This is a genomic window from Paenibacillus donghaensis (assembly GCF_002192415.1).
In the GTDB taxonomy this organism is placed as follows: Bacteria; Bacillota; Bacilli; order Paenibacillales; family Paenibacillaceae; genus Paenibacillus_AQ; species Paenibacillus_AQ donghaensis.
Genome location: NZ_CP021780.1, coordinates 7,279,727 through 7,303,388, shown reverse-complemented (window position 1 = coordinate 7,303,388; position 23,662 = coordinate 7,279,727). Strand labels below are relative to the sequence as shown.

The window sequence follows — 23,662 nt, the reverse complement described above, 5'->3', positions numbered from 1 at the left end:
AAATTTAGTTGCAGTTTCGCATCTAATTATTCTGAAGGTTCCAGGGCAACACTCTAATCCCGGTTGGAGCTGGAACCTAAGTATAGAACATGAACTTAAGAATGTTACAAACGGGGTTGCCAGGAAACTCTATGCATCAGGCTTTCTGGCAACCCCACTACTCCATTCTTAAGTTCATCTTATATAGTAACTAAATTCGTTACTACTTAGGTCCCCTAGCCCTCTTCGCTCGTAACCCTCGCTTCGATTTCAGACGGTTGCGGACTCAGGAGCCTCTATTTGCTGTACATAGGCCGTTTTGCAGGATTAACGGACCCAGGAGCCTCTATATCACAGAAAACCCTCGCTTTTGAGCCTGTTTTGACGACTTAGGGGCTATACGGTCCGCTAAAATGCAGGTTACCTAGTTCAAGGGCTTGGAGTGTCGCAGGGTCCTAAGTAGTAACCTAAATTCTTAATAAAAAAAACCCTTCCCGCTTAACAAACGGTGAAGGGATTGATAAATAAGGTATATGCTGGTTAATTCGAGAAGGCCCGGGAAATGCTGCTGCTGCCCAGCACCCTGGTGTCGGAAGCCGCCGAACAGACCGGATTTGCCGATCTCTGCTGCTTCAGCAGGGCTATTAAGAAGCAACACGGACTTAGTCCACAGAGCTACCGGAAACAATCGGCTCAGGCCAATCCGGAATCCATATATTGACATATTCATTCGACAAACGCAGAATTAAATAAAGTCATTCACCACTTGTCGAAAGAAGGTTGCCTGGGCGTGGATAAGAAAAATATGAGATTGCCTGACGCAGAGCTGGAGATCATGAAGATTATATGGGATACGGAGATAGCTGTTACTTCAGCAGACATCATGGAGCAGCTGCAGGGCAAGAAAACCTGGGGTGTAACCACTGTGTTGAATTTCCTCACCCGCCTGCTTGAACGAGGGTTTGTTACCAGCGAGCGCAAGGGACGCTTCAACTTCTATACAGCTTCTGTGGACGAGAAGACATACCTGGAGCAGGAGAGTCAGTCTATTCTGCAGAAGCTGTATGGAAACTCGATCAAAAGCTTCGTCGCTTCCCTGTATGACAGTCAGTCGTTGACCAAGGATGATCTGGATGAGCTTAGGAACTTTATCGACCAGCAGACGAAGGAGGAATAAGCTTGCTTGATTACTTGCTTACAACGATGGTTGAAATCATCTTAAGCACCTCCTTGATTATCGTTTTGGTATTGTTGCTTGGCAGGACTCTGAGCAGGAGATATGCGCCGAAGTGGCGGTATTGGATATGGCTGGCGTTGGCCGTGCGGCTGCTGATTCCGTTCAACCTCACCGCACCGCAGCCGCTTGTGCAGATCATCCCACCGATTCAGGAGGCCATGATCCCGCAGAAAACCGCTGTAGATAAAGCTTCTGCACCCATACAGAGCGATAAGAATGGCAACCCCGTGCCTGCTGTTACAGCAGCACCGAATAAACCCATGTCTGCACAAGCAGGCATAGCTCTCCTCTGGCTGTCCGGTGCGGGGGGTGTTCTGATCTATCACTGCGTGGGCCACCTGATATTTATGAGTTCCATCAGACGCTGGAGCCGTCCTGTTGGCGAGCAGCAGGTTCTGGAGCTGTTCAGCCACTCCTTAAGGGAGCTGAAGCTTGACAGTAGGAAGGTGAAGCTGCGAAGAAGCACTGCCGCCCCCAGCCCTATGCTGGCGGGATTACTGAAGCCGACGGTATGGCTGCCTGCCGAGTTATACAGCGACGAGGAATACCTGATGATTTTTAAGCACGAACTGATTCATTACAAACAACGCCATCTATGGTATAAGCTGCTGATGCTCGTTGTGAGAGCCGTGCACTGGTTTAATCCCTTGGTATACCTCATGGTCAGGGAAGCCAATAAGGAAGTTGAACTGGTCTGCGACAGCGAAGTGGTCAAGGGAACGGACATCGGCTATAGAAAGCGTTACAGCGAAATAATTCTTTCCATGATTCGCAGGCCCCCCTCTAATGCGGCATCCTTATCCACTCCTTTCAATGGAGGGAAGCAAATGATGAAACAGCGTTTTGCTGGTATTTTCGACAGAAGAAAGAAGCACAACGGGGTTGGAGCCATTGTAACGGCAGGTCTGCTGCTTGTTCTTGCCGGAGTGCTCGTAGCGTGCAGCACAACTGCACCCAAGTCGGATGCTATACAGGAAGCGATAGAGGCCGCCACCCAATACAAAAATACAGAATACGAGGTTGCATACTCCTCCGATATTCTGTCCGTAGAAACTATTCAACAACGGAACGATCAGATGGTGCCCTTCTTCACTGAGTATTTCGCTGAGAAAGCCGTCTCTACCCGCTATACCGGTTTACCACTGCAGGTGGCCGCTAAACAACAGGCTTCTGTAACCTCAGATAATCTTGAGCTTAGTCTTTCAGAGGATAAGGGAGATGTCATCGAACTGAAATATTATGTGGACCTGGTCCTGCTTGATCAGGCTGGGGCGGAACAGCAGCGTGTCCCTCTGGAGGGTATTCTGACGTTGTTTGATGTGGAGGATCAGTGGCTGGTACAGGGTGACCGATTTGATTCCAATGCTTTCATGAAGCTGGTTGTGCCGTAAATGTCGAGGACAATAAAGTTAGACTGACTCCAATAAAAGAAACAGTGGCAGCCTTGGACGAGAAAATAAAGTCCTGGACTGCCGCTGTTTTTTGTTGACTGCAAAACTTCAGCGCCATTGGTAATGTAATAAATTCTATCCTTCATTTTTTGGACATTAAACAAGGCATCCTAATAACCGTTTCTTCCCCTGCGCATAGCCATAAAACCTCTCGTTAGTCATGTTCCAGTTGCAGATAGAATACAAAAACGTCGCATAACAACCGTCCGAATCTAATTTCGTTATGTTTGACAGCAGTTGATTACAAGTGTAATATTAAATTGTATTACATTTGTAATCCAGATGAAGGAGGAAATCCAGTGAGCAAGATGTCCAATATTTCTGATGCAGAATGGGAAGTCATGAAGGTACTTTGGGCCAGATCGCCCAGTACAGCCAATGAAGTTATTAAAGCCGTGGAAGACCATACGGATTGGAAGCCAAAGACGGTAAGATCTCTGTTGAACCGGCTCGTTCAAAAGCAGATCATTGCATATTCACAGGACAAGGTGTATGCATATTACCCGCTTGTATCCGAGGAGGAATGCGTAGGGACGGAAACACGCTCATTTCTGAAAAGAATATACGGCGGGGCGTTCAAGCCTATGCTTGTGAATTTTTTGAAAGAAGAACAGCTGACGCCCGAGGACATCAACGAACTCAAAAAAATACTTGACGACAAAATCACATGAGCTGGCTGACAGAGGATCTTGTCCGCATCTCGGTGTGGATCTTTACTGTATCCTTGCTCGCAAGCGCCATGGTTCTGCTCATTGTCCTGCTGCAGCGTCTGCTCAAGGGACGATTAATTCCAACGTGGAGCTACATGCTGTGGCTGCTGGTGCTCGTGCGGCTAATTCTGCCTTGGAGTCCGGAAAGCAAGTTCAGTATCCTGAATGGCTTCGGTTATGCCCACAAGCTGGACTCCATCCGGCAGGTCAAGCAGCAAACTGGGGCGTTCGTCAATGTAGCGGTGCCGGAAGCCTCAGCCGGGTGGATTGGCCAGATGCTAGGGGCGGTATGGCTGGCCGGTGTTTGTATATGGGGAGGGTATACCCTCTGGAGCAGCAGGAAGTTCGTCCGCCAAATGAGACGGGAGACGGTGCCGGTTACAGATGTTAATGTGCTGGGTCTATTCGAACAATGCAGGTCAAAGATGGCGGTCCGCCGGCCGGCGGTCCTTGTTGAATCTCCCCGGCGCCGTACGCCGGCGTTGTATGGTATGGCGAAACCCCACCTCGTTATCCCGAAAGGCCTTTTGACAAGCCTGAATAAAGACCAACTGCAGCATGTTTTTTTGCATGAGCTGGCTCATGTGAAACGCCATGATATCGGGATCAACTGGCTGATGCATATTTTGTTGATAGTGCACTGGTTTAATCCCGTGATTTGGTACGCCTCCAGCCGGATACGGGAAGAACAGGAGATTGCAAGCGATGCCTTGGCCCTCAGTTACCTTGAGCCAGATCAGAGAAGCCGGTATGGATATACCCTTATTCAAATACTTGAACATTTCTCTCGGCCTGTCCGGACAGCAGGCAACGTCCATCTCACCGGCAACGCCAAACAATTGCAAAGGAGAATACAAATGATCAAACAGTATAAAAGACATTCGTTTCGCTGGACCATTCTAGGGGTCGCCGGGGTTGTTCTCATCAGCGGCTGCGCCTTGGCAAATCCGAAAGAGAGCCAATCCCCCGCTCAGGAGCAGGGGGCGATGACATCTACGCCGAAGCAGACTGTGACAGATCGTCCATCAGCCTCCGCCAGCATCGAGCCTTCGGATCGTCCGGCGGCCAGCGCCAGTGCTGCGTCAAGTCGGCAGCCTGCTACTGAAGCAGTAGCGCAGCCTGCGGAGGAGCACGCGGGAGCAGTGACGCGGCCCTTAGCGCCAAGTGAGCGGAATACGGGCGGCACAGTAGCGGAGCCGCAGCTTGTGGAGGAGCACGCAGGAGCAGTGGCGCGGCCCTTAGCGCCAAGTGAGCGGAATACGGGTGGCACAGTAGCGGAGCCGCAGCTTATGGAGGAGCACGCAGGAGCAGTGATGCGGCCCTTAGCGCCAAGCGAGCGGAATACGGGTGGCGCAATAGCGGAGCCGCAGCTTATGGAGGAGCACGCAGGAGCAGTGATGCGGCCCTTAGCGCCAAGCGAGCGGAATACGGGTGGCGCAGTAGCGCAGCCGCAGCTTGTGGAGGAGCACGCAGGGGCAGTGGCGCGGCCCTTAGCGCCAAGTGAGCGGAATACGGGTGGCGCAGTAGCGCAGCCGCAGCTTATGGAGGAGCACGCAAGAGCAGTGATGCGACCCTTAGCGCCAAGCGAGCAGAATACGGGTGGCGCAGCAGAGTAGTAGCGCAGTCGGTAGCACTCTCCGATAAATAACCCTGAGTGTACATTCCTGCGCAGCAGAGAGTCTCTTGTGATAGGCACTCCTGGAAAGACAACAGAACAGCGATCCCTGCTGCTCTGTTGTGTTGAGTGCACTACAGTTGTCTGTGCACGTAATAACGTATGTTCAAGATAGAATACAAAGAAGGATTATGAGATTGCTGCGAGAGCAATTTCATAATCCTTCTTTGTTACTTACGGATGCGGTCAAGAGGACTCGAACCTCCACGATATTGCTACCACTGGCACCTGAAGCCAGCGCGTCTGCCAATTCCGCCATGACCGCATATTAGGTTTGGCTATCCATAACTTGTAACAGCCACAAGAGATAATTTACCACATATCTTTGAAAAAGACAAGAAGAAAAATAAAAAATAATCGATCCCTCCCAAACCCTCCCTTCCAAGGGAGGGCCCCAAAGGGTTGCACCCTCTGGACACCTGCAAATTTGGCGAATAAGCCTGGCGGTACTGTGATTAGGCGGCTGGGTACTTGGAACGCTTATCCCTGCGGGACCGCTTGGACGTCGCCGGGCTGGCACGCTGTCCCTGACGGGATGCGCGCGCCGAGGCTAAGGTCAAAAGCGAGCTGTTCCTGCGGAATGCGCAAAACCTTAAGCACAAAAGCGAGCTGTTCCTGCGGAATGCGCAACACCTCAAGGGCCAAAGCAGGCTGTTCCTGCGGAATGCGCAACACCTTAAGAAACAGAAAAATCTCCGCCGCCCCGGCTAAGGGCTGGCGGAGATTTCTGTTGTGATGATAAGGATTAGTTGGCTAGCTCCAGCATACGGTAGATAATCACCGCTGCCTGGGCACGATTAGCAATGCCCTTCGGTGCAAATTTACCACTGTCTACGCCGTTAACGATACCTAACTTGGTCAGTTGGGCTATCGCCTGCTTCGCATAAGGAGCAATCTTGGCATTGTCGGTAAATTGGCTCAGCGCTGCATTGTCAACCGGCTGTAGCTGGCCTTTCATCGCGTTGGCAACCATAATCGCCATTTCTTCACGGGTAATCTCACGTTTCGGTTCAAATTTACCGTTGCCGGAGCCTTGAACAAGACCTGCATTCACCGCAATTGCGATCGGGCTGCTGTACCATACGTTTGATTTCACATCGGTAAATTTGCTGGCTGTTCCCGTTTCACTCAGGTTGAGCGAGCGGACCAGCATCGTTACGAATTCTGCACGTGTCACGTTTTTGGTTGGTGCGAAGGTATTCGCATCCAGTCCTTTGATAATACCCTTGGCAGCCAGATAATCAATGGCTGTCTGTGCCCATGCTACTTTGCCCAGATCCTTGAAGCCGGATGCCGGAATCACCGTTGGTGCCGGTGTAGTTCCCGGTGCCGGTGTTGCCGAAGGCGCAACCGTCGGGGATGGCGTTGGCGTTGCAATTGGGAAGTAATTCCCTCCGCCGGTAGACGCACTTGGCACCGGCGTTGCTGTCGGCTTTTCATTATTGATAATACGTCCTTCGATAGGAGCTTTAATCTGGCCTCCAGCGAATGTCTTCACAATATAATTATAGAATACATCCAAGTCAATCGGTCCAGGCACGGATACACTAGCGTCCACCAGAACCTTGTAGTTGTCGCCGCCCGCTGCCATAAAGTTATTCACCACAGCAGTGTAGCTCTGAGTTGGGTTAATCGGTGTTCCATCAGCAAGCGTCAGGCTTGCCACACGTTCTGCAACAGGAAGATACATATTAGCCGTATATTTTAGACCGGAAATTTGCAGGGTTTTGATATCCGCTGTACCATCGGCTTTTACTGCCCATTGCTGTTGCAAGAGAGTTTTGACCTGGGCACCAGTCAACGTCAGCTTCACCAACGTGTTACCAAATGGCTGAATCTTGGCCAGATCGCCGAAGGTCACATCGCCTTTCGGAAGGTCTGCACGGATGCCGCCCGGATTCATGAAGGCGAAATCTGCAGTCTTGCCATCTCCGAAGTCTGCGCTGCGCATAGCGTCAGCAATCAGGTTACCCAAGGAGGATTCCTTGCGGTAAGTATCTGTACGGGTAACAGTTCCGTCAGTAGTACCTACCGGCTTGGTCAGCTCAGGATGTTTCTTCAGGTAGTTGTCTACCAGAGCCACTGTCGCCGGGTCCGGCGTTACAGCTACACCTTTATTTGTGTGGAAGGTAGTTGTTACCACAGCTTCCTTGTGCTTAACATCGCCTGTTGTGTGGTCAATGATCAGCTTGATGTCTTCGAACGCCGTTCCGTAAGAGTAAGCTTGTACAACCAGCTTGCCGTTTACAGTCCCGTTAGCCAGCGCATGGTTGTCACCGGCAACGATAACGTCTACCGGGGAATTGGCCGGAAGAGCGTTCGCCAGATCGGCAGCTTCACCTGTAGTCGACTCACCTTTGGTCGAGGCTGGATCATGAGCCAATACAATAATGGTCTCTACACCCTTGTTTTGAAGCTCTTTGGCATATTTCTCAACAGCCGCCACCTCGTCCTGAGGACTCAGGAAGCTTACACCCGCCGTACCTGCCGGGGATACCTTGCTCGGTGTGGACTTGGTAACCAGACCGATAAACCCGATCTTCACGCCGCCCACTTCTTTAATGACATAAGGATTAATAATAGGTTGTTTCGTTTCCGAGTTCACGGCATTGGCATTGACGTAGTCGAAGTCAGAGCCCTTGTGAGTAACGGCCTTGTTCTTAGGATCTACTCCACCATAGAGCTGGGTCATCAGCGCGTCAACGCCTTGGTCAAACTCGTGGTTACCCAGTGAACCCACATCAAATTTCATCAGATTCATCCACTCATGCGTCGGCTCATCACGTTCCATCGAGGATACCGGTGCAGATGCGCCCACAGAGTCACCGTTATGGAACAAGAGCGAATTCTCGTATTTGGCACGGGTCTGATTCAGATAAGTTGCCAGAATTGCAGCTGTTCCAGCTGGCTCGTTGCTTACTGTAGATACCGTATCCAGCTGACCGTGGAAATCGTTAATGCCGATCAGATGCACTTCTACATCCGCAGTGGCCTTTGGAGGGGTCTTGGCTAGATTCAGCTCATATACTCCAAAACCTTTATCTTGTGTTCCAGTATCACTCATGTTGGCTGGAAGCACTTTTGCAGCTTCCGGCGCCGAGGTGAAGGTAACATTCACATTGCTCTTAATTGGAGCGATCGACCAGTTGCCGTCAGCTGTCGGGTCAATCGTCCCAACCTCTTTGATGTAATCCATCAGCACCTGGCGGTTCTCATCCTGAGAGTCAATAATCATTGGCGCGCCTTTGACACCAGGGAAGTTACCGCCACCGCTTGCACGGTAGTTGTTCGTAACCACAATAAATTCCTGGTTCATATCCAGCGGCAGGTCATTATAAGTAATTTCCGTTACCCGGCTTGCCGAAGCATCGTTAATCGTACCATCCGGTTTGTATTTCGCAGGCTGGGTCACATCAATCTTGTAATTAACGCCATCGATAACGTCGAAGTTAAACACCGAGAAAGCCGGATTCAGCAAGCTTTGCGGGGTTGAAATTGCCGGTTTGATGCGGTTGAAGGCACCTGCACTCATTTCCAGCCATTCCTTAACAACAGAACCGTTAACCACAATGGCTTTCAGCGTATTGTCATACAGATAGAGATCGCTGGCACTGCGGATGGTCAATGGACCTTCATCAATCACAGTATACTCAGCAGGACCATTTCTTCCTGTTTTGAACGGAGCACCCACACTCAGAATCGGCAGATCCTTGTACTCAGGCAGATTAGCTGCCACATAGTTCTGCGTGTACCATTTCTGCGCATAGGTTACGATCTGAACAGTAGGATCATCCTGCACCAGGGCAAAATAGCTGTTCATAGGAGCTTTCGTATAACCCAGCACCTGGCCGGTATACTCAATAGTAGCATTATGCTCAGCCGCTACAGCCTCGTCGATAGCAAGATCCGGCTCGACTGTCGAACTATTGATCTTGTTCTCCGTCTTGTAGATCGAGCGGGTTGAAGCCTTCGATTCTTCTTTGACTACCGTCCAGTCATGACCGGAACCCACGATCTTCAGATCGATTAGACCCAGATATGCTCCGCCGTAGCCTGCTTGTACAGCAGGAACGCCGTGAATTCGGCCGTTTACGTTGTCAACGAACGTATAAGGCTTTTTGCTTACGGGATCTTTGAAAGAGCCGTCCAGCGTATCCACGTTGCCTGTTGGGAAGACTTTATGTGTATGCGAGAATGTGATGGCATCAATACCAGGAACCTGGCTCAGCAGGCTGATCGAATTCTCGGCATTTGTACCCTCTTTTGCAGCTGCATCAAATCCGGTATGAGCCATAGCAACAATAACGTCTGCTCCCTTGGCTTTCATTTCGGGGATGAACTTAGCAGCGGTTTCGGCAATGTCCTTGGTGGTAACTTTGCCTTCAAGATTAACCTTGTCCCACTCCATAATCTGCGGAGTTACAAGACCAATCACACCTACATCAACGGTCTGCTCTACACCGTTGGCATCCTTAACCTTCTTAGGCAGAATGATATAAGGCGTATAAGCATTGGTGACACCATCCATTTTATATATGTTTGCATTTACATAATCGAAATTAGCTTTGGTTTCGTTTTTGAAGGAGGCGCTGCCGTTAATCGTACGGTCCAGAAATTTCAGCCCGTAGTTAAATTCGTGGTTGCCAAAGGTTGCAACATCATACTGCATAATATTCATTGCAGCGATCATCGGATGCAGACCTTCAGCCGAAGTTTCAAACCCCGTTTCCTTCGCTACATACGTACCCAGAGGAGTTCCCTGAATTAAGTCGCCGTTGTCCAGCAGGAGATTGTTCGGCTGCTCATTTCTGGCATTCTTGACCAGAGTAGCCGTCCGGTCCAATCCGACCGTCAACGATTTTGCATTCTTGAAATAATCCCAGCCGTACACATTGGTATGCACGTCCGTTGTGCTCATCAGCCGCAAATCAACGGTTTGTGCGCCTGCAGCAGGTTGAACAGTCTCCGCAGAAGCTTTCTCTGCCCCCCACACAGTGCCCACAACCACTCCACCCAGTACCTGCGCAGAGAGCACAGCAGTAGCCAGCACCGAAGCGATCGGCTTATTCCATTTCGACTTCAATCCCATAAATTAATAGTCCTCCCCAGTATTATTAAATATCCGGTGATAGTATATCACACAACTATCATTTAGTATCTTTAAATTTAGATATTTTCATAGAGTTGTGTTAAATAACCTGACGCACATTGGATAAATAAAGAAATAAATTCATAAATATTTAGCTAAAATCACGCAATAACGCAAAGAAGCTGCCACAAATAAGATGATTTCTCATCATAAGTTAAGCTTTGCCTGTAGGGCCTGGCCTCCTCTGATAGATTGTGCAATCTCTATCATTTTATAGTAGCAATGTTAAATCAATATTATCTCTACTTGCTGGTTATGTAATTGTTTAGCCATTTCCAGTATTTAGACGACAGCAACAGACCCGTCTCTTTATAACCTATACAGGCTGCTTTGAAACGGGTTTCTATATCTTTTATTCTACTTCTCTATCCATCGCACCGCTGATGACAATATGCTTCATGATTTGATCTCTGTTAAAAGCCAGCCGCTCGTAGAAACGCTGCGCATCTAGGTTGCTCTCACTGACAACCAGTTCCATGCTGCTGTAACGCATTGACCGGTAATGGTCAACGAGGTATGCAACCAGTGCTTTGCCGGTTCCTTGCCCGCGAGCCTCGGGCGCCATACAGATATACTCCAACTGAATGCTGCGCGTCAGCTCATTTCTTCTAACGATCATATAGCCGGAGCAAGTCTTCTGCTCTTGAACAGTATAAATATCGTATTCGCTGCTGCTGTCAGCCACTTCCCTTAACAGATCGTCTTCTGTGAAGATCGCATTCTGGAAATTCTGACGGTGTAATTCTATTAATGGTTCCAGCTCTTCCCTATCCGACCCACTCAGCTTCACAATGGACGTGTATAGCGGTGCTGGACTAACCACATATTTATGCATATTTAATGAATAATGATAATGTCCGTTACTTTTCAATTGGCGGTACAGCAACAGCTCATCAAGCAGCTGATGGTTGTGCTCGCTGATAAAGAAGTGAACGCTCCGGGCTTTATTGTGCCTGGCCAGAAGTTCTACTTGCTTCAACAGCTGCCGGATAACCTCCACATTACTGTTGGCCGCATACGGACCCCACACCTCAATATCCTGTTCTCCGCCGCTCCCAGCCTCATACACATCCGCGATGGCTGCTCCAACCAGCTCATTCCCTTCATACAATAAGCGGCTGGAAGCTTCTAGTCCGTCCATCAGGTCATGCCTGATATCCTCACTCGTGCTGCCCGCGTATCCACACCGCTGCTCCCCCTGATTATGAACATGGATAAACGCAGCCAACTCCGCAAGCCTGGTCAATTTGCTCACTCCCTTGAAGTTCATATCGGCTACCAGCAGATATTACCATTAATCGCATCCTCATCAATATTACCCTAGGTCAGCCAACCCAGCCAGCGAAAATATTCACATTCAGCCTATCCACGAAACGATATACTCAAAGGGGATTTAGATTATTTTACGAAGGAGGGAAAGGTTTCGATGGGCATGAACGGGAAGAACGCGTATCCTTTGAAATGGGCCATTGATTATATTGAGGAGCATTTGAATGAACCCATCCAGCTGGAGGAGCTTGCCAAGACCTGCTATATCTCACTAATGCAGCTGTACCGCGAATTCCAGCGTACCTCCGGGCATTCCATTAAAGATTATATTCGCAAAAGACGCATCAGCAACGCCTGCATAGAGATTAAATATTCGCCACTCCCAATCACCGGTACGCTCACTGCGGGAAGTTTTTGCGCTGTATACTGCGGATGAGAGCTATGAACAGGTGACTATGACCCTATACCTGCCGATTGCTGCACAATCTGTTATAAACGGACAACGGAACCGGACCGGGAATCCATATGCTGAAGGCAAGACCTATAAACAGGAGGATTAATCCTATGTCAGAGCACATACGCAATAACGAGATTGTTCGGGATACCGAAAGTTATGCCCCCAAGTCGAAACCCCGGGTGATTGAAATGATCCAGGCACAGCTAGCCCGGCAGCAGCTGAATACAGGTACCATCGGCGGCGAAACGCCGTATATTCTTGATCTGCCGGAGCTCCAGGTGATCGGCTGGGAGAACAGCGACGAAGCAGGAACGCCTTATTCCGATCTCTGGAGTCATGTGTTCGGAGAGTTTGATATTGATGCCCGATTTGATTCCATCCCGTCCAAGGTGCAGGGCAGCGGGTGTTACCTGGGTATTTTTCAGCAGCAAGTATCCGTTCCTCCGCTCTGGGAAGCCAGTGCATGGGACACCGGGTTTATGCTGGCAGTAGAGGTGGAGTCTGGCGGATGTATTCCTAAAGGGCTGATTAAACAGACGTTTGCGTCCTCCAAGTATGCTATTTTTATCGCCCGCGGTATCCCTGATCAGGCGTTCCAAACCACCTGCAAGCTGATAAAAGAGCAGTGGCTGCCTTCATCGGAATACAGGTTTAACCCAGACGGTGTGTTCTTTATCAATTATACGGAGAAGTCGGGACCCAGCGACGAACGGTTCGAAGCTCACCTCTGTGTTCCGGTAGTACGCAAATAGAGTCATGGGTTCACGGACAAGACACCCTGAAGGGGTGTCTTATTTCTTATTTTGTCATGCTGTCAGGTGTTCAGAATCCGTACCCGCCCCTGCCCTCCGTCTACTGCCACCCAATCACCTGTCCTCAGCCTGGAGGTGGCCGTCCCGCAGCCTACTACGGCAGGAATCCCCAGCTCCCGGGCTACAATGGCAGCATGGGAGAGCGGCGCACCAATATCGGTAATGATAGCCGCTGCTCTGGGAAACAACGGGGTCCAGCCCACATTGGTGGTGGAAGCGACCAGAATCTCTCCGGATTGCAGCAGCTTGCCGTCCTCCGGACGGTTCAGAACACGCACCCGTCCCTCGATCCGCCCGGCAGCTCCGGCGAACCCTTGCAGGCATTCGGTATCGGAACGCTCCTCCGGCCGGGAGGCATCATACATATCCAGCCTGCGATGAGGGTCCTTCACCCAGATGAAGGGATCGAACCTTCCCCTGATCATGGACGGCAACGGCGGCAGTGACTGATAGCGCTGGTACATCTCTTGACGCTTCGGAATCTGTGCAGCGGCAGATAGCTCACCTCCGGCCAGCCATCCAAGGATTTCATCCAGGTACAGAAAAAAAACATCCTCGCCAAGCCCCGACAATTCGCCTGCCTTCAGCGCAAACGCACGGTTGACACGAAACGTCCGCGTCCATTCTGAACGCGCCGCTTCACGCAGACGGGGTCCCTCCGCCGCCGCGGTAATCTGCCGGAACAGCCGCTTCGCCTGCCGGGGATACTCCCGTTCCAGCCTGGCCGAAGCCTCTGCCGTTCGGGCCTGCTGCTTACGCAGCAGCTCATTCACATCCGGCGCAGCCGTCTGGAATTCTGCGATCTGCTGCTCCAGCCAGCTGGTATCCTCTCCAGGGTCTGCAACCGACAGCTCGAACTCATGCGGCCCGCGATGCCCATATTCAGCGGCATACTCGCTGCGGCTAAGCTCTCCCTTCATGACCTGGAATATTCCCTTCATGGGCCCCAGGCTGGCCAGCTCCGCTCCCTCACCTGTGCTTGCCAGCAACAAGTGGGCATCCTCCTCCCCCATCAGCCTGCCCAGCTTCGCCAGCAGCTTCTCGGTTTGCTGCATTTTGGCGGCAGCAGCTTCAAGTCCCGACCACATCGCCCGTACATTCTGCGGCCATAGTTCGGTGTTCCATAAGCGTAGAAGCTGCTCCCGGCTATCGGTCTGCTGCAGCCTCTTCGTCATCTCCCTGCACCATGTCGGCGATGTCGACAGTTGCTGCGAAACACCGCGTACCGCTTCCCGCGTCCGCTTGATGCTGTACAGTATTCGGGGCAGGGCTGTGCGGATCAGCTCCCGTCTGGAGAATGGATACTGTGGCACGGACATGCCCTCAGGAATAACTCCGAAAACACGGCTCATCTTGTGCAGAATCGGCTGGGGATTCAGTCCAAAGGCAGAGAACATGGACACCGATAGGCTGACGTTGGCATACACTCTTCCGCATATATTACCGGAGAACATATGCTGCCCGGTAATTACAGTATGCTCCTCGTCAAGCGCACGCAGGACAGACCAGCTTAAGGGAGTACAGACATCGGCAATCGATTCGCCTACATTATTGTTGGTCCAGAGATAATCCCCGCTCAAGGAGTCGTTGATTTCATAAGTATCCCGATTGCCGGAACTCAGGGTTGTTATCGGCCTTGTCTGCAGAAGAAACACTTCCCCTCCGGCGACAGCCCATTCGATATCCTGCGGCGCGCCCAGCTCCCGTTCCAGCCGCGCCGCATAGGCCGCCAGCGTGGAGGCATATTTCTTGAATTCGCGGGGTCCTTCATATTTGCCGCCTTTTCTGGAGAGAGAAAAGGACATGGCATTGCTCTCCCCCGATACCAGTGGTTCCCCCAGTCCATAAACATAATTGCCCGGCATGGTGATCCGGCTTCCGGTAATCGGATCCGCAGTAAACAGCACGCCGGAAATTTCCGACTGGACCATCAGCTGGACTACCACCGCCAGTGGATGCTCAGCTTCCATCCCCTGGACTGCGCTGTAGACCTGCACCCGTTCGGCATCTTTGGAATGGAATACAGCGTAGATGGCTTTCAGGATATCGGCATCCGAATCCACACTCAGCACCGTTTCGAATTCTCCGGCAAAAGAAGCCCCTGCCGAATCCTCGCTAAACGCCGACGAGCGGACGGCAAACAAGGCATGAAGGCGGGAGCGGCGCAGCTGCTTCAGGCGCAGTTTGCACTCCTCCCAGGCTTCTTCTTTTAAATATTCGCCAGTGAACGCCGCAGGCAATACGACGAACCCTTCCGGAACGGGATAGTCGCCCTGAACCATTCTGGACAGCATCGCCCCTTTACCACCTGCCGCTTGTCGCAGCTCAGGCTCCAGCTCGGCAAATCCGCGAATCACCTTTTCCATTTCGCTCACTCCTTTTATATTTTCTTCGGATTATTATGACACTAACTTTCTTTTGACATTTTATATCTTTTTAATTGTTGTGTCAATTGTTAAAAGTTATTGTTCAATAAGCGAAAAAAGGCGACCCCGCTGCCAATATGATGGCTTATGGAGTCACCTTTTTTAATTTAATCTGCCCATTCTATAGGAGTCTGTAGGAAATGCCTGCAAAAGTGCAGGTTTTGTAGCTGTTATCAGCCGATTACGGAAAAAACCTGCAATAGTACAGGTTCTCCGGCCGTAATGGCTTCATCCAGCTGATCCTTGAAGAAATGCCTGCACTTTCGCAGGCTTTGGTACTCCATTGCCGAATGTCAGCTAAAAGCCTGCACTTTCGCAGGCTTTTGGCTAAAGCGGCGGGGCATATGACCAGACACTGCGTACTAAGGACATCCATAGCAGGTTCCCGGCCAGACGTACGCCAGACTACAGAAGCGCAATGGCGTGCAGCACCCAGAAGCGCAAGCGCAATTGCGTGCAGCATCCAGAAGCGCAAGCGCAATGGCGTGCAGCATCCAGAAGCGCAAGCGCAATTGGCGTGCAGCACCCAGAAGCGCTGCGATTTGCAGTTCGCGGGCCGCTTCCGGGGACTGCTTAGCTGCGCGGCAGCAGGCTGACACTGTCGCCGGCAATGAATCCGCCGGCCAGGCGGATATGCTCAAAGGGCTCGGCGGGATCCGCAATCCGCCGCAGCATCCGCTCCGCCGCACGGCAGCCGGCTTCCTTGACCAGCAGCGCCGGCCGGGCCAGGCTGGGATAGACGTCAGGCTGCCCAAGGTTCTCCAGGCCGATCAGTGAATAATCGGCCGGAACGGTATGTCCCCTGGTCTGCAGCAAGTAGAGCAGCGGATACAGATCCATATCAATCGCGCAGAGGATCGCGGTACAACCCGTATGCAGCAGCTTGGCGTACAGCTCCTCGTCCCAGCCTGAATGGAATGGCTTCGACTCGGTAAGATGGTCGCCGGGATCAACGGTGCAGCCGAGCTCCTGCATCGCGGACTGAAATGCCGTCCAGCGCAGTTGGAATCCCCGATGTTCATGAGTATTCCCGATATACAGGATCTTCCGGTGTCCATTGACCGCGAAATGGCGCACCGACAGGCGGATGGCATGCTCCACATCCCAAATGACACTGTCTACCTCGGCCAGCGGAGGCGGGTAGTTGATCAGCACCTTCGGAAGCGGCAGCGAGAGCAGCATCGCCTCCAGCTCGGGGTGAATCGTCGGCGGGATGAATAGGCCATCATTATAGAGCAGGTCCGTCTGCTCTACCCAGCGCTCCAGCCCCTGGCGGTCTTTAACAAAGGAAGGAAAGAAGGATACGGTAATTGAATGACCATATTCATGCAGCCGCTCCTGCAGTCCAGCCAGCTGCAGCTGAAAGAAGGGGGTGTCCTTGTTCAGCAGCAAGGTAAATCTTTTTCTACCGGTCATCAGCTTGGGGCTCTTCTCATACCATCCCCGCAATCCTTGTTCCTTGGTACGGTAGCCCAGCCGCCGCGCGGTTTCAATAACTTCCTCACGGGTAGCTTCCGACATCCCCGGCAGGCCGCGCAAGGCCTTGGACACGGTATGGATCGTCAATTTCAGTTCATCCGCTATATCCTGCAGGGTGACTAGCTTTTTCTTCCGCATCTCCAACCCTCTTCCCCAAGGTTCTTGTGCCTAAGCATTAACTTTGTAAGTAAAATGAAACTATATATGAAGCTTCACTCATTATTATAATGAATGTATTCCAACGAAGGAAGTGACGACCGATGCAAGCAGGGTACAGATTCGAACAGGAAGTCCCTCTTTACGCAGAGTCAGATGTTATTGTATTGGGAGGAGGACCCGCAGGAACGGCAGCAGCAGTCTCCGCAGCGCGTTGCGGCAAGAAGGTCATGCTGCTGGAGAAGTCCGCGCAGCTTGGTGGAATGGGCACGCTGGCAAATGTAAGCGTATTTATGCCGGTAGGCAATGTAACAGGCTTCTACCGTGAGCTGATCTCCGAGATGCTGGCTGCCTATTTACCCCCAGGGCATGATGAATCGATTGCGCCGCAGTATTCACCTTTTCTACTGCGCCATTATTTGAACGAGAAGCTGCACAAGGAAGGCGTTGCAGTCTGCCTCCATACGGAATTCATCGGTACAATTAAGGATGGCGACTCGATTCAGGCGGTAATCACCTCGACCCGGGAAGGCCTGAGAGCCTTCCGGGCCAAGCAGTTCATTGATTGTACAGGAGATGCAAGAGCAGCCATTGAAGCTGGCGTACCTTACACCTCTGGTAGAGACGGGGACGGAATGACCCAGCCGATGACGCTGATGTTCACGATGCAGGATACAGGCAAGCCGGTGCTGCGCCAGCTGCCGGAAGGCTGCGAAATCTATAATGAAGTAGAAGATCTGCCTCAGGGCAGACGCTTGTACTGGGAACAGGGGGCTGAAGGCTCCCTTCTGGTCAATATGTCGCGGGTCAAGGGCAACGGAGCCCGAATCGATGATATGAACCGGGCCGAACCAGAGGCGCTGCGCCAGGTCTTCTCGATCGTCGACTATCTCCAGCGCAGCGGATACGAGACCTATGCGCTGGCCCACGTGGCTGCACAGACGGGAGTCCGGGAGACGAACCAGATCGTCGGCCTCTATACGCTGACGGAAGAAGATATCCTGAAAGGTCACCGGTTCGAGGATGTGGTTGCCCAGACCACCTACGAGATTGACATCCATAATCCGGATGGCCGCAGAACTACTGATATTCGCCGCATCGACGGCTACGATGTGCCTTACCGCTGTATGGTCCCGGAGCAGTACGGCAACTTGCTGGTAGCCGGACGCGCCATATCGGCCACTCATGTCGCGATGTCCTCGATGCGGGTACAGGCCACCTGCTACGCGCTTGGGCAAGCTGCCGGAATCGCCGCTTCCCTGGCTATCGAGAAGTCCTGCTCCTTCCGAGATGTGCCGATCCCGGCGCTGCATGCCATTCTGGCTGAGCAGCAGGCGGTCTTCAAAAAGCCGGCCGCAGAGCAGGCTGGCCGTTAAATCTCTGCTTCCTGCTTAACACAAAAAACGAACCGCCCTATAAAGGACGGTCTGCTTAACGGTTTATTCTATTGCGCAAGGTGCTAAACAAGACTTGCCCCTTACGGTGTAGGCATTCCGCCATTGGCGTTCAGCGTTTCGCCGCTGATATAGCTTGACTCCTGGCTGGCCAGGAACACGTAGGCCGGGGCCATCTCTGCCGGCTGTCCCGGACGGCCCAGCGGCGTCTTCGCGCCGAACTCCTTCAGCACGTCCTGCGGCTGACCGCCGGAGATCTGCAGCGGCGTCCATACCGGACCAGGCGCCACAACGTTGACGCAGATGCCCTTGCTCGCTACCTGCTGAGCCAACGATTTGCTGAACGTATTGATCGCAGCCTTAGTGGTTGCGTAATCCAGCAGAATCGGTGAAGGCTGATAAGCCTGAATCGATGAGGTATTAATTATCGCGCTGCCCGGCTTCATCTGCTTCACCGCTGCTTTGCAGAGCCAGAACAGGGAGTACACATTGGTCTTGAAGGTATCGTCGAACTGCTCCGTAGTAAGCTCGGCGATTTCGGGAACAAATTGCTGCATCCCGGCAATATTGGCCAGAATATCCACTCCGCCCAGCTGCTCTACCGCAGCAGCAACCAGCTGTTCACAATAGTTCTCGTCCTTCAGGTCACCTGGCATAGCTATGGCCTTACGTCCGGCCTCCTGCACCAGCTTCACAACCTCCTGCGCGTCCTTCTGTTCCTCCGGCAGATAGGCCAGCACCACATCCGCACCTTCGCGGGCATAGGCAATAGCTACAGCACGGCCGATCCCGCTGTCTGCGCCGGTCACAATCGCTTTGCGTCCGGCAAGACGTCCGGTGCCAACATAGGTTTCCTGTCCCGCATCAGGCTTCGGAGTCATCTTCTGCTCGATGCCGGGAGGCGGCTGCTGCTGTTCGAAATCCGGTCCGGCTTTGCGGTATTGCTTGGTAGGGTCTTGCATTTTGTATTGTTCAGTCATGAGTTGTTGCCTCCTCAAGATGATTTGTCATTCAGCTTCCGTGGGTAAGGTTTGACTCCTTCTAATGTAACCTAGATGTCTTTCTTCTAAACAAAACAAATAGGAAAACAACAAGTGGAAACGACTGCGCCGTCCTTTTATAAGGACGGGGTGTTTCGGCGGGAAATAGAAGGATAATTTATAACGTATAACGTGGAACATATAAATTCTTACTATTTGCACAGGCACCTCCCGATGTTCTGAGTAAACTATAGTAAACAGAACAATGAGGTGATCCACGAATGGCTAATTCCACCAAGATCCGCAAGCAGGCCAAACAGCTGAAAGGACGGCCGGTCTGTGTGACCCTGCACGATGGGCGGTCATATGTCGGATGGATAAGCGGACTGGGCAAGGACAACCTGATGCTCTCCACCCCTCCACCGGCTAAATCAACCAAACGCAAAGCTGCACAAACAGCAGAGGTATCCGCGCTGATGCCGTTAATTGGCTCCTTCTTTGGAGGTGGCGGAGGCGGAATGCTTGGCGGCGGGATAAAGTTTTTTGGGATGATGCAGAAGGCCTGGCCGATGATGAAGATGGGCTACAACATGATCAAGACGGTCAGACCTATGCTGGGCAGCCTGAAAGGGCTTATGGGCAAGGGTTAAGCGAAACTTATTCTTCGTTATATTCACACACAAAAAGACACCCCAGGGTGTCTTTTTGAAAATATAAGAATTTATATGTTTCACGCCATGAATTATCCTTCTATTTCTCGCAGAAACGAATGCCTGAAAGCGATAGGCAGTATCGCTGCTTCGGAAGCATACGCTTTCGCGCTTAGAGTCAACCACTGATTTATAAATGGAGCCTTTTTATGTATTATAAATCAACAAAAAACACCTCTCGGTGTCTTTTGCCATCTCCCGCTTCCTACAGACATCTATTTCCGGCGTTGCTTCGTTATTCGGTTATACATCACAAAAGCGGCAACCAACATGGCAATCATAGCAACGTTGGCAGATGAATCTGGCGACATGCCAAACATCAGGCATAGGTTGGTAACCAAACTCCTGGTAAGCAGCGCAACCGCAATCAACATCAACGGACGCCATATACTATATCCTCTCATTCCTGCAACACTCCTGACCCATTAATGCCCCCTATTATATCATAAAAGAGAAGGCGGTTACATTTAAGGTTCCTGCTTAGACCCTTCATAAGGATGAGAATATCGAAGATTTAACTTCGTAGTGGTTAATCCTAATTTCGAGCCATTGAATTAGTTGCAAAAGTGCATCTAATTAGCGGTTTTTCTCCGTTTTGGAGGAAATAGATGCAAATATGCATCTAATTTGGGATTTTGAGCGTCAGAGACTTGATTTACTCGAAATTAGTTGCAATATTGCACTTAATCGCCTCCTGACAGAGCTTTAGCTGAAATTAGTTGCACTTTCCCATCTAATTGCGTTGAACGTTCCGGAGTAACACTCTAAATCCCCGCTGAGACCGAAGTAGTAACCTTATAAGAAGAGAGGCTTCGCCGTCCTCTATGAAGAAGCAGCAAAAAACACCCCTTCGGGTGTCCTCTGCTTCTATGCATCTGTAGTTCTGTGATCTACACTTTACACTTGTTTGAATTCGATCCAGTCGATCTGCAGGCCTGGCTTGACGAAATCCAGCTTCAGCTCGTAGAGACCCGCTTCCAGCTCAATCTTCACCAGCTTCTGTCTGATCCATTTGCCTTCCGTTCCATTCGTCTGAATGGTCGTCAGCATCTGCCCGTTCAGGGTCGCATTACATGCGCTCTGAGCCAGTTCGTTCTCCGTAGACATGATGTGGACAAAAATCCGGTAGTGTCCGGCCTGATCCACCCGGATATAGGTTGATCCGTCTGCATCAGGGTTAACCTGGGCGTTCTCGGACAGTGCCTGAACCTGCGCCGGCGCTGCTGAAAGAGCAGGGTTGGCCTTGAATGCTTCAACGGCTTCTACATGCTCATGCTTTCTGGAGAATACAGGAGCATGCATAATGAAATCGCAGATGTTCATAGCCGAACGCTGCAGCTCTCCGCGGGTCAAGGTACCGTTCTCCAGCGACTCGATGGTATTATCATCCCAGCCATTGATTTCCGCACCATAGTTAGGAACCACCATATACAGATCGTTCTGGGCACGAACCATCCAGTTCATGAATTTCCGGTCCGCCGGTCCGCCATCAACTACATCGTTCATAATCGCCCACCAGTCCGTCATTACGATACCCTTGAAGCCCCATTCGCCACGCAGGATGGTAGTGTTCAGATCATAATTGGACGCCGCCCAATGTCCGTTGACCGGATTATAGGAGGTCATAATCGAGTTGGCACCGCCTTGCTTCACAGCAATTTCGAAGCCCTTCAGGTAGATCTCGCGCAGCGCACGTTCGGATACTACCGCATCAACCTTGCTGCGGTGTTTCTCCTGGTTATTGCAGGCGAAGTGCTTCAGCGTCGCATTGGAGCCGCCCTTCATAATTCCACTGGTGCAGACGGCGGCGAATTGGCCCGAGATTAACGGATCTTCCGAGAAGTATTCGAAGTTGCGTCCGTTCAGCGGACTGCGGCGGATGTTGAGTCCAGGTCCAAGCAGAGCATCTACCTGATTGCTCAATAACTCCCGGCCTTCCATTACATACAGCTCTTCAACCAGTGCCGGATTCCAGGTAGCTGCAAGCAGCGTACCAATCGATACCTGAGTCGCCTTCTGCCCGCTGTCCATCCGAATCCCGGATGGGCCGTCAGCTGTACAAGCCACAGGGATACCGTAGTTGAACAGCTGATCGCTGACTCCACCGAAGGCCGAAGCCGTTCCTGGTGTAACCAGCGGACTGCTCATGCCCTCACCTCTGACGATTACAGCCAGATCCTGATCGCTCAGCTGGGCGATGAAGGTTTCCATAGTTACTTTTCCCTCAAAAACATCTCGCAACGTGTGACCTTGATCACCAGTCTGCTTAAGGGTAGCCGGAAGTCTGCTTTCAATCCGTTCCGCCATCGAAATCTTCCGCTGCGGCACTTCTTCGGTAGTCAGCTCATAGGTGCCATCTTCCTTGCGGGCGCCCGGTTTCATTCTGCTGAAGCTTTGAGTTGGCGCCATCGCCTCCTGCAGCTGCTCCACTACTTGAAGGCTGTCCAGAATGTAACCTGCTTGGCCTTCTACGCCGATTTCCTGCAGTTGCTTAACACTGGTTCCGGCGTAGAAGCGATAGGTTCCGGCTTCCAGCACATACGCAGAAGGATGTCCGGTTACCCCGGCATCATCATAAGAAGCCATCGAATGAATAGCGAAGCTTATTGTGAGGCGCTGCGATTCTCCCGGCTGGAGAACGCCCGTCTTTCCGAAGGCTGCCAATGCTTTGGCCGGCTGTCCCAGCTTGCCTTGCGGAGCTTCGTAATAGACCTGTACTACTTCTTTGCCCGCAAAAGTATTTCCCGTATTCGTTACATTTACGTCAATCTCAGCATATATTTCACCATCTCGGGTGACCAGCTTGGCTTCCTCCGGCTTGATTTCGAATGAGGTATAGGAGATCCCGTACCCGAACTCAAACTGAACCTTCTCCGGGCAGAACGTTTCGAAGTAACGGTATCCAACATAGATATCTTCCTCATAGAGGTTGCTGAATTCATTGCCATAATTGCGGGTCGATGGATAATCTTCAATGGAATAAGCAATGGTGTCGGTCAGTTTACCGCTTGGTGTGACTTCTCCTGCCAGTACGTCGGCAATCGCGTTTCCGCCTTCCATACCGCCCTGCCAGGAGTAGATCACGCTGCTGATCGGGTTAACATAACCGGCATCATCGAGCCAGCTCATATCAATAATGTTCGATACATTCAGCACAACCACGGTTTGATCAAAATAGGCCGCAACCTGCTTCAACATCTCCTGCTCATCCGCAGTTAACTTGTAGCTTCCCGGCGCGTCGGCATTGTCCTGATCTTCTCCCGCCGTGCGGCCGATGACAATAATAGCTTTGGTAGATTGACGTCTGGCCTCTGCCATCAGTTCATGGGTTAGAGGCATTTCCTTCTGGTGCCACGGCTCTGCTGCCCAGCCGCCTCCACCATTGTCAAAGGGATTCTGGGCAATCCACTGCTCATAGACAGCGGCCAGTTGCTCGTTGACTTGGAGGTTCTTCTTGCTGCGCAGACCATCGAGCAGGTTAGTTGTATAAGAAACATGGACGCTTCCGCCCGAACCTGTACCACTGCGGTAATAGTTGACTTGTGTTCTGCCAAAAACCGCCACATTCTCGCCGTTTCCAATCGGCAGCACCTGATGATCATTCTTCAACAGCACTGCACCTTCTGCAGCCACTGTCCGGCTAAACTCTGCAAACCCTGCTAATGGTATTCCAAAACTTTGTGTATTCAAGTGATTTCCTCCTGATTGTCATTTCCATACCTGTTGCTGGTTCTTATAGAAGGGCTTGTCCCTCCCGAAATTTCTAGTATTTCACGAA

Annotated in this window: 15 protein-coding genes, 1 tRNA gene and 1 pseudogene; 10 read left to right on the top strand and 7 right to left on the bottom strand. The window is 51.5% G+C overall.

The genetic code is table 11. From position 1 onward, the window contains the following. Positions 1 to 538: 538 nt before the first annotated feature. The 5 genes and pseudogenes from B9T62_RS33170 to B9T62_RS33150 all read left to right on the top strand — a co-directional run. Positions 539 to 700, top strand: a pseudogene (locus B9T62_RS33170) (helix-turn-helix domain-containing protein); the annotation flags it as partial. A gap of 69 nt (positions 701 to 769) precedes the next feature. Then, positions 770 to 1,156 (top strand): BlaI/MecI/CopY family transcriptional regulator, encoded by a 387-nt coding sequence (locus B9T62_RS33165; RefSeq protein WP_211296380.1) that lies wholly within the window; start codon positions 770 to 772, stop codon positions 1,154 to 1,156. 2 nt (positions 1,157 to 1,158) lie between these two features. Next, positions 1,159 to 2,607, top strand: coding sequence for a M56 family metallopeptidase (locus B9T62_RS33160; RefSeq protein WP_087919146.1), 1,449 nt, complete (start codon positions 1,159 to 1,161; stop codon positions 2,605 to 2,607). A gap of 368 nt (positions 2,608 to 2,975) precedes the next feature. After that, positions 2,976 to 3,338, top strand: coding sequence for a BlaI/MecI/CopY family transcriptional regulator (locus B9T62_RS33155; RefSeq protein ID WP_425436715.1), 363 nt, complete (start codon positions 2,976 to 2,978; stop codon positions 3,336 to 3,338). Further along, on the top strand, positions 3,335 to 4,993 hold the full coding sequence (locus tag B9T62_RS33150) for a M56 family metallopeptidase (protein ID WP_087919144.1): 1,659 nt from the start codon (positions 3,335 to 3,337) through the stop codon (positions 4,991 to 4,993). The genes B9T62_RS33155 and B9T62_RS33150 overlap by 4 nt, the downstream gene beginning before the upstream one ends. A gap of 240 nt (positions 4,994 to 5,233) precedes the next feature. On the opposite strand, the gene B9T62_RS33145 is transcribed toward B9T62_RS33150, so the two are convergent. The 3 genes from B9T62_RS33145 to B9T62_RS33130 all read right to left on the bottom strand — a co-directional run bounded on the left by B9T62_RS33145 (position 5,234) and on the right by B9T62_RS33130 (position 11,447). After that, positions 5,234 to 5,317 (bottom strand) — tRNA-Leu (locus B9T62_RS33145). A 480-nt stretch (positions 5,318 to 5,797) separates the two neighbouring features. Further along, the gene (locus tag B9T62_RS33135; protein ID WP_087919142.1) at positions 5,798 to 10,141 is read right to left on the bottom strand and encodes a bifunctional 2',3'-cyclic-nucleotide 2'-phosphodiesterase/3'-nucleotidase; all 4,344 of its coding nucleotides are present in this window, start codon (positions 10,139 to 10,141) and stop codon (positions 5,798 to 5,800) included. Between the two features lie 412 nt (positions 10,142 to 10,553). Then, positions 10,554 to 11,447, bottom strand: coding sequence for a GNAT family N-acetyltransferase (locus tag B9T62_RS33130; RefSeq protein ID WP_169834468.1), 894 nt, complete (start codon positions 11,445 to 11,447; stop codon positions 10,554 to 10,556). 180 nt (positions 11,448 to 11,627) lie between these two features. On the opposite strand from B9T62_RS33130, the gene B9T62_RS33125 reads away from it, so the two are divergent. Next, positions 11,628 to 11,906, top strand: a complete 279-nt coding sequence (locus B9T62_RS33125) for a helix-turn-helix transcriptional regulator (protein WP_087919140.1) — start codon at positions 11,628 to 11,630, stop codon at positions 11,904 to 11,906. A 128-nt stretch (positions 11,907 to 12,034) separates the two neighbouring features. Beyond that, positions 12,035 to 12,679 (top strand): GyrI-like domain-containing protein, encoded by a 645-nt coding sequence (locus B9T62_RS33120; protein WP_087919139.1) that lies wholly within the window; start codon positions 12,035 to 12,037, stop codon positions 12,677 to 12,679. 62 nt (positions 12,680 to 12,741) lie between these two features. Here B9T62_RS33120 and B9T62_RS33115 read toward each other — a convergent pair whose 3' ends face one another. Continuing rightward, positions 12,742 to 15,105: a PEP/pyruvate-binding domain-containing protein gene (locus tag B9T62_RS33115; protein ID WP_087919138.1), complete on the bottom strand. Its 2,364-nt coding sequence runs from the start codon at positions 15,103 to 15,105 to the stop codon at positions 12,742 to 12,744. Positions 15,106 to 15,509: 404 nt separating this feature from the next. Here B9T62_RS33115 and B9T62_RS39655 point away from each other — a divergent pair, with 404 nt between their 5' ends. Then, positions 15,510 to 15,761, top strand: coding sequence for a hypothetical protein (locus B9T62_RS39655; RefSeq protein WP_157794100.1), 252 nt, complete (start codon positions 15,510 to 15,512; stop codon positions 15,759 to 15,761). On the opposite strand, the gene B9T62_RS33110 is transcribed toward B9T62_RS39655, so the two are convergent. Beyond that, complete coding sequence (locus tag B9T62_RS33110) at positions 15,739 to 16,782, bottom strand: LacI family DNA-binding transcriptional regulator (protein ID WP_087919137.1); 1,044 nt, start codon at positions 16,780 to 16,782, stop codon at positions 15,739 to 15,741. The two genes, B9T62_RS39655 and B9T62_RS33110, sit on opposite strands and share 23 nt — an antisense overlap. 122 nt (positions 16,783 to 16,904) lie before the next feature. Here B9T62_RS33110 and B9T62_RS33105 point away from each other — a divergent pair, with 122 nt between their 5' ends. Beyond that, entirely contained in the window at positions 16,905 to 18,176 is a 1,272-nt protein-coding gene (locus tag B9T62_RS33105) for an FAD-dependent oxidoreductase (RefSeq protein WP_087919136.1), read from the top strand. 101 nt (positions 18,177 to 18,277) lie between these two features. Here the strand turns inward: B9T62_RS33105 and B9T62_RS33100 are convergent, their stop codons facing one another. Beyond that, complete coding sequence (locus B9T62_RS33100; protein ID WP_245864707.1) at positions 18,278 to 19,156, bottom strand: SDR family oxidoreductase; 879 nt, start codon at positions 19,154 to 19,156, stop codon at positions 18,278 to 18,280. A 299-nt stretch (positions 19,157 to 19,455) separates the two neighbouring features. Here B9T62_RS33100 and B9T62_RS33095 point away from each other — a divergent pair, with 299 nt between their 5' ends. Then, positions 19,456 to 19,824 carry a hypothetical protein gene (locus B9T62_RS33095; RefSeq protein WP_087919134.1) on the top strand — a complete coding sequence of 123 codons (369 nt, stop codon included), beginning with the start codon at positions 19,456 to 19,458 and terminating at the stop codon, positions 19,822 to 19,824. Positions 19,825 to 20,781: 957 nt separating this feature from the next. Here B9T62_RS33095 and B9T62_RS33085 read toward each other — a convergent pair. Beyond that, positions 20,782 to 23,574: a glycoside hydrolase family 3 C-terminal domain-containing protein gene (locus B9T62_RS33085; RefSeq protein WP_087919132.1), complete on the bottom strand. Its 2,793-nt coding sequence runs from the start codon at positions 23,572 to 23,574 to the stop codon at positions 20,782 to 20,784. Positions 23,575 to 23,662 lie beyond the last annotated feature (88 nt).

Bases quoted from the DNA above. Each gene is read 5' to 3' on its own strand.
- B9T62_RS33135 (WP_087919142.1), bottom strand. From the start codon at position 10,141: ATGGGATTGAAGTCGAAATGGAATAAGCCGATCGCTTCGGTGCTGGCT.
- B9T62_RS33105 (WP_087919136.1), top strand. From the start codon at position 16,905: ATGCAAGCAGGGTACAGATTCGAACAGGAAGTCCCTCTTTACGCAGAG.
- B9T62_RS33125 (WP_087919140.1), top strand. From the start codon at position 11,628: ATGGGCATGAACGGGAAGAACGCGTATCCTTTGAAATGGGCCATTGAT.
- B9T62_RS33155 (WP_425436715.1), top strand. From the start codon at position 2,976: ATGTCCAATATTTCTGATGCAGAATGGGAAGTCATGAAGGTACTTTGG.
- B9T62_RS33095 (WP_087919134.1), top strand. From the start codon at position 19,456: ATGGCTAATTCCACCAAGATCCGCAAGCAGGCCAAACAGCTGAAAGGA.
- B9T62_RS33100 (WP_245864707.1), bottom strand. From the start codon at position 19,156: ATGCAAGACCCTACCAAGCAATACCGCAAAGCCGGACCGGATTTCGAA.
- B9T62_RS39655 (WP_157794100.1), top strand. From the start codon at position 15,510: ATGACCAGACACTGCGTACTAAGGACATCCATAGCAGGTTCCCGGCCA.
- B9T62_RS33110 (WP_087919137.1), bottom strand. From the start codon at position 16,782: ATGCGGAAGAAAAAGCTAGTCACCCTGCAGGATATAGCGGATGAACTG.
- B9T62_RS33115 (WP_087919138.1), bottom strand. From the start codon at position 15,105: ATGGAAAAGGTGATTCGCGGATTTGCCGAGCTGGAGCCTGAGCTGCGA.
- B9T62_RS33150 (WP_087919144.1), top strand. From the start codon at position 3,335: ATGAGCTGGCTGACAGAGGATCTTGTCCGCATCTCGGTGTGGATCTTT.
- B9T62_RS33120 (WP_087919139.1), top strand. From the start codon at position 12,035: ATGTCAGAGCACATACGCAATAACGAGATTGTTCGGGATACCGAAAGT.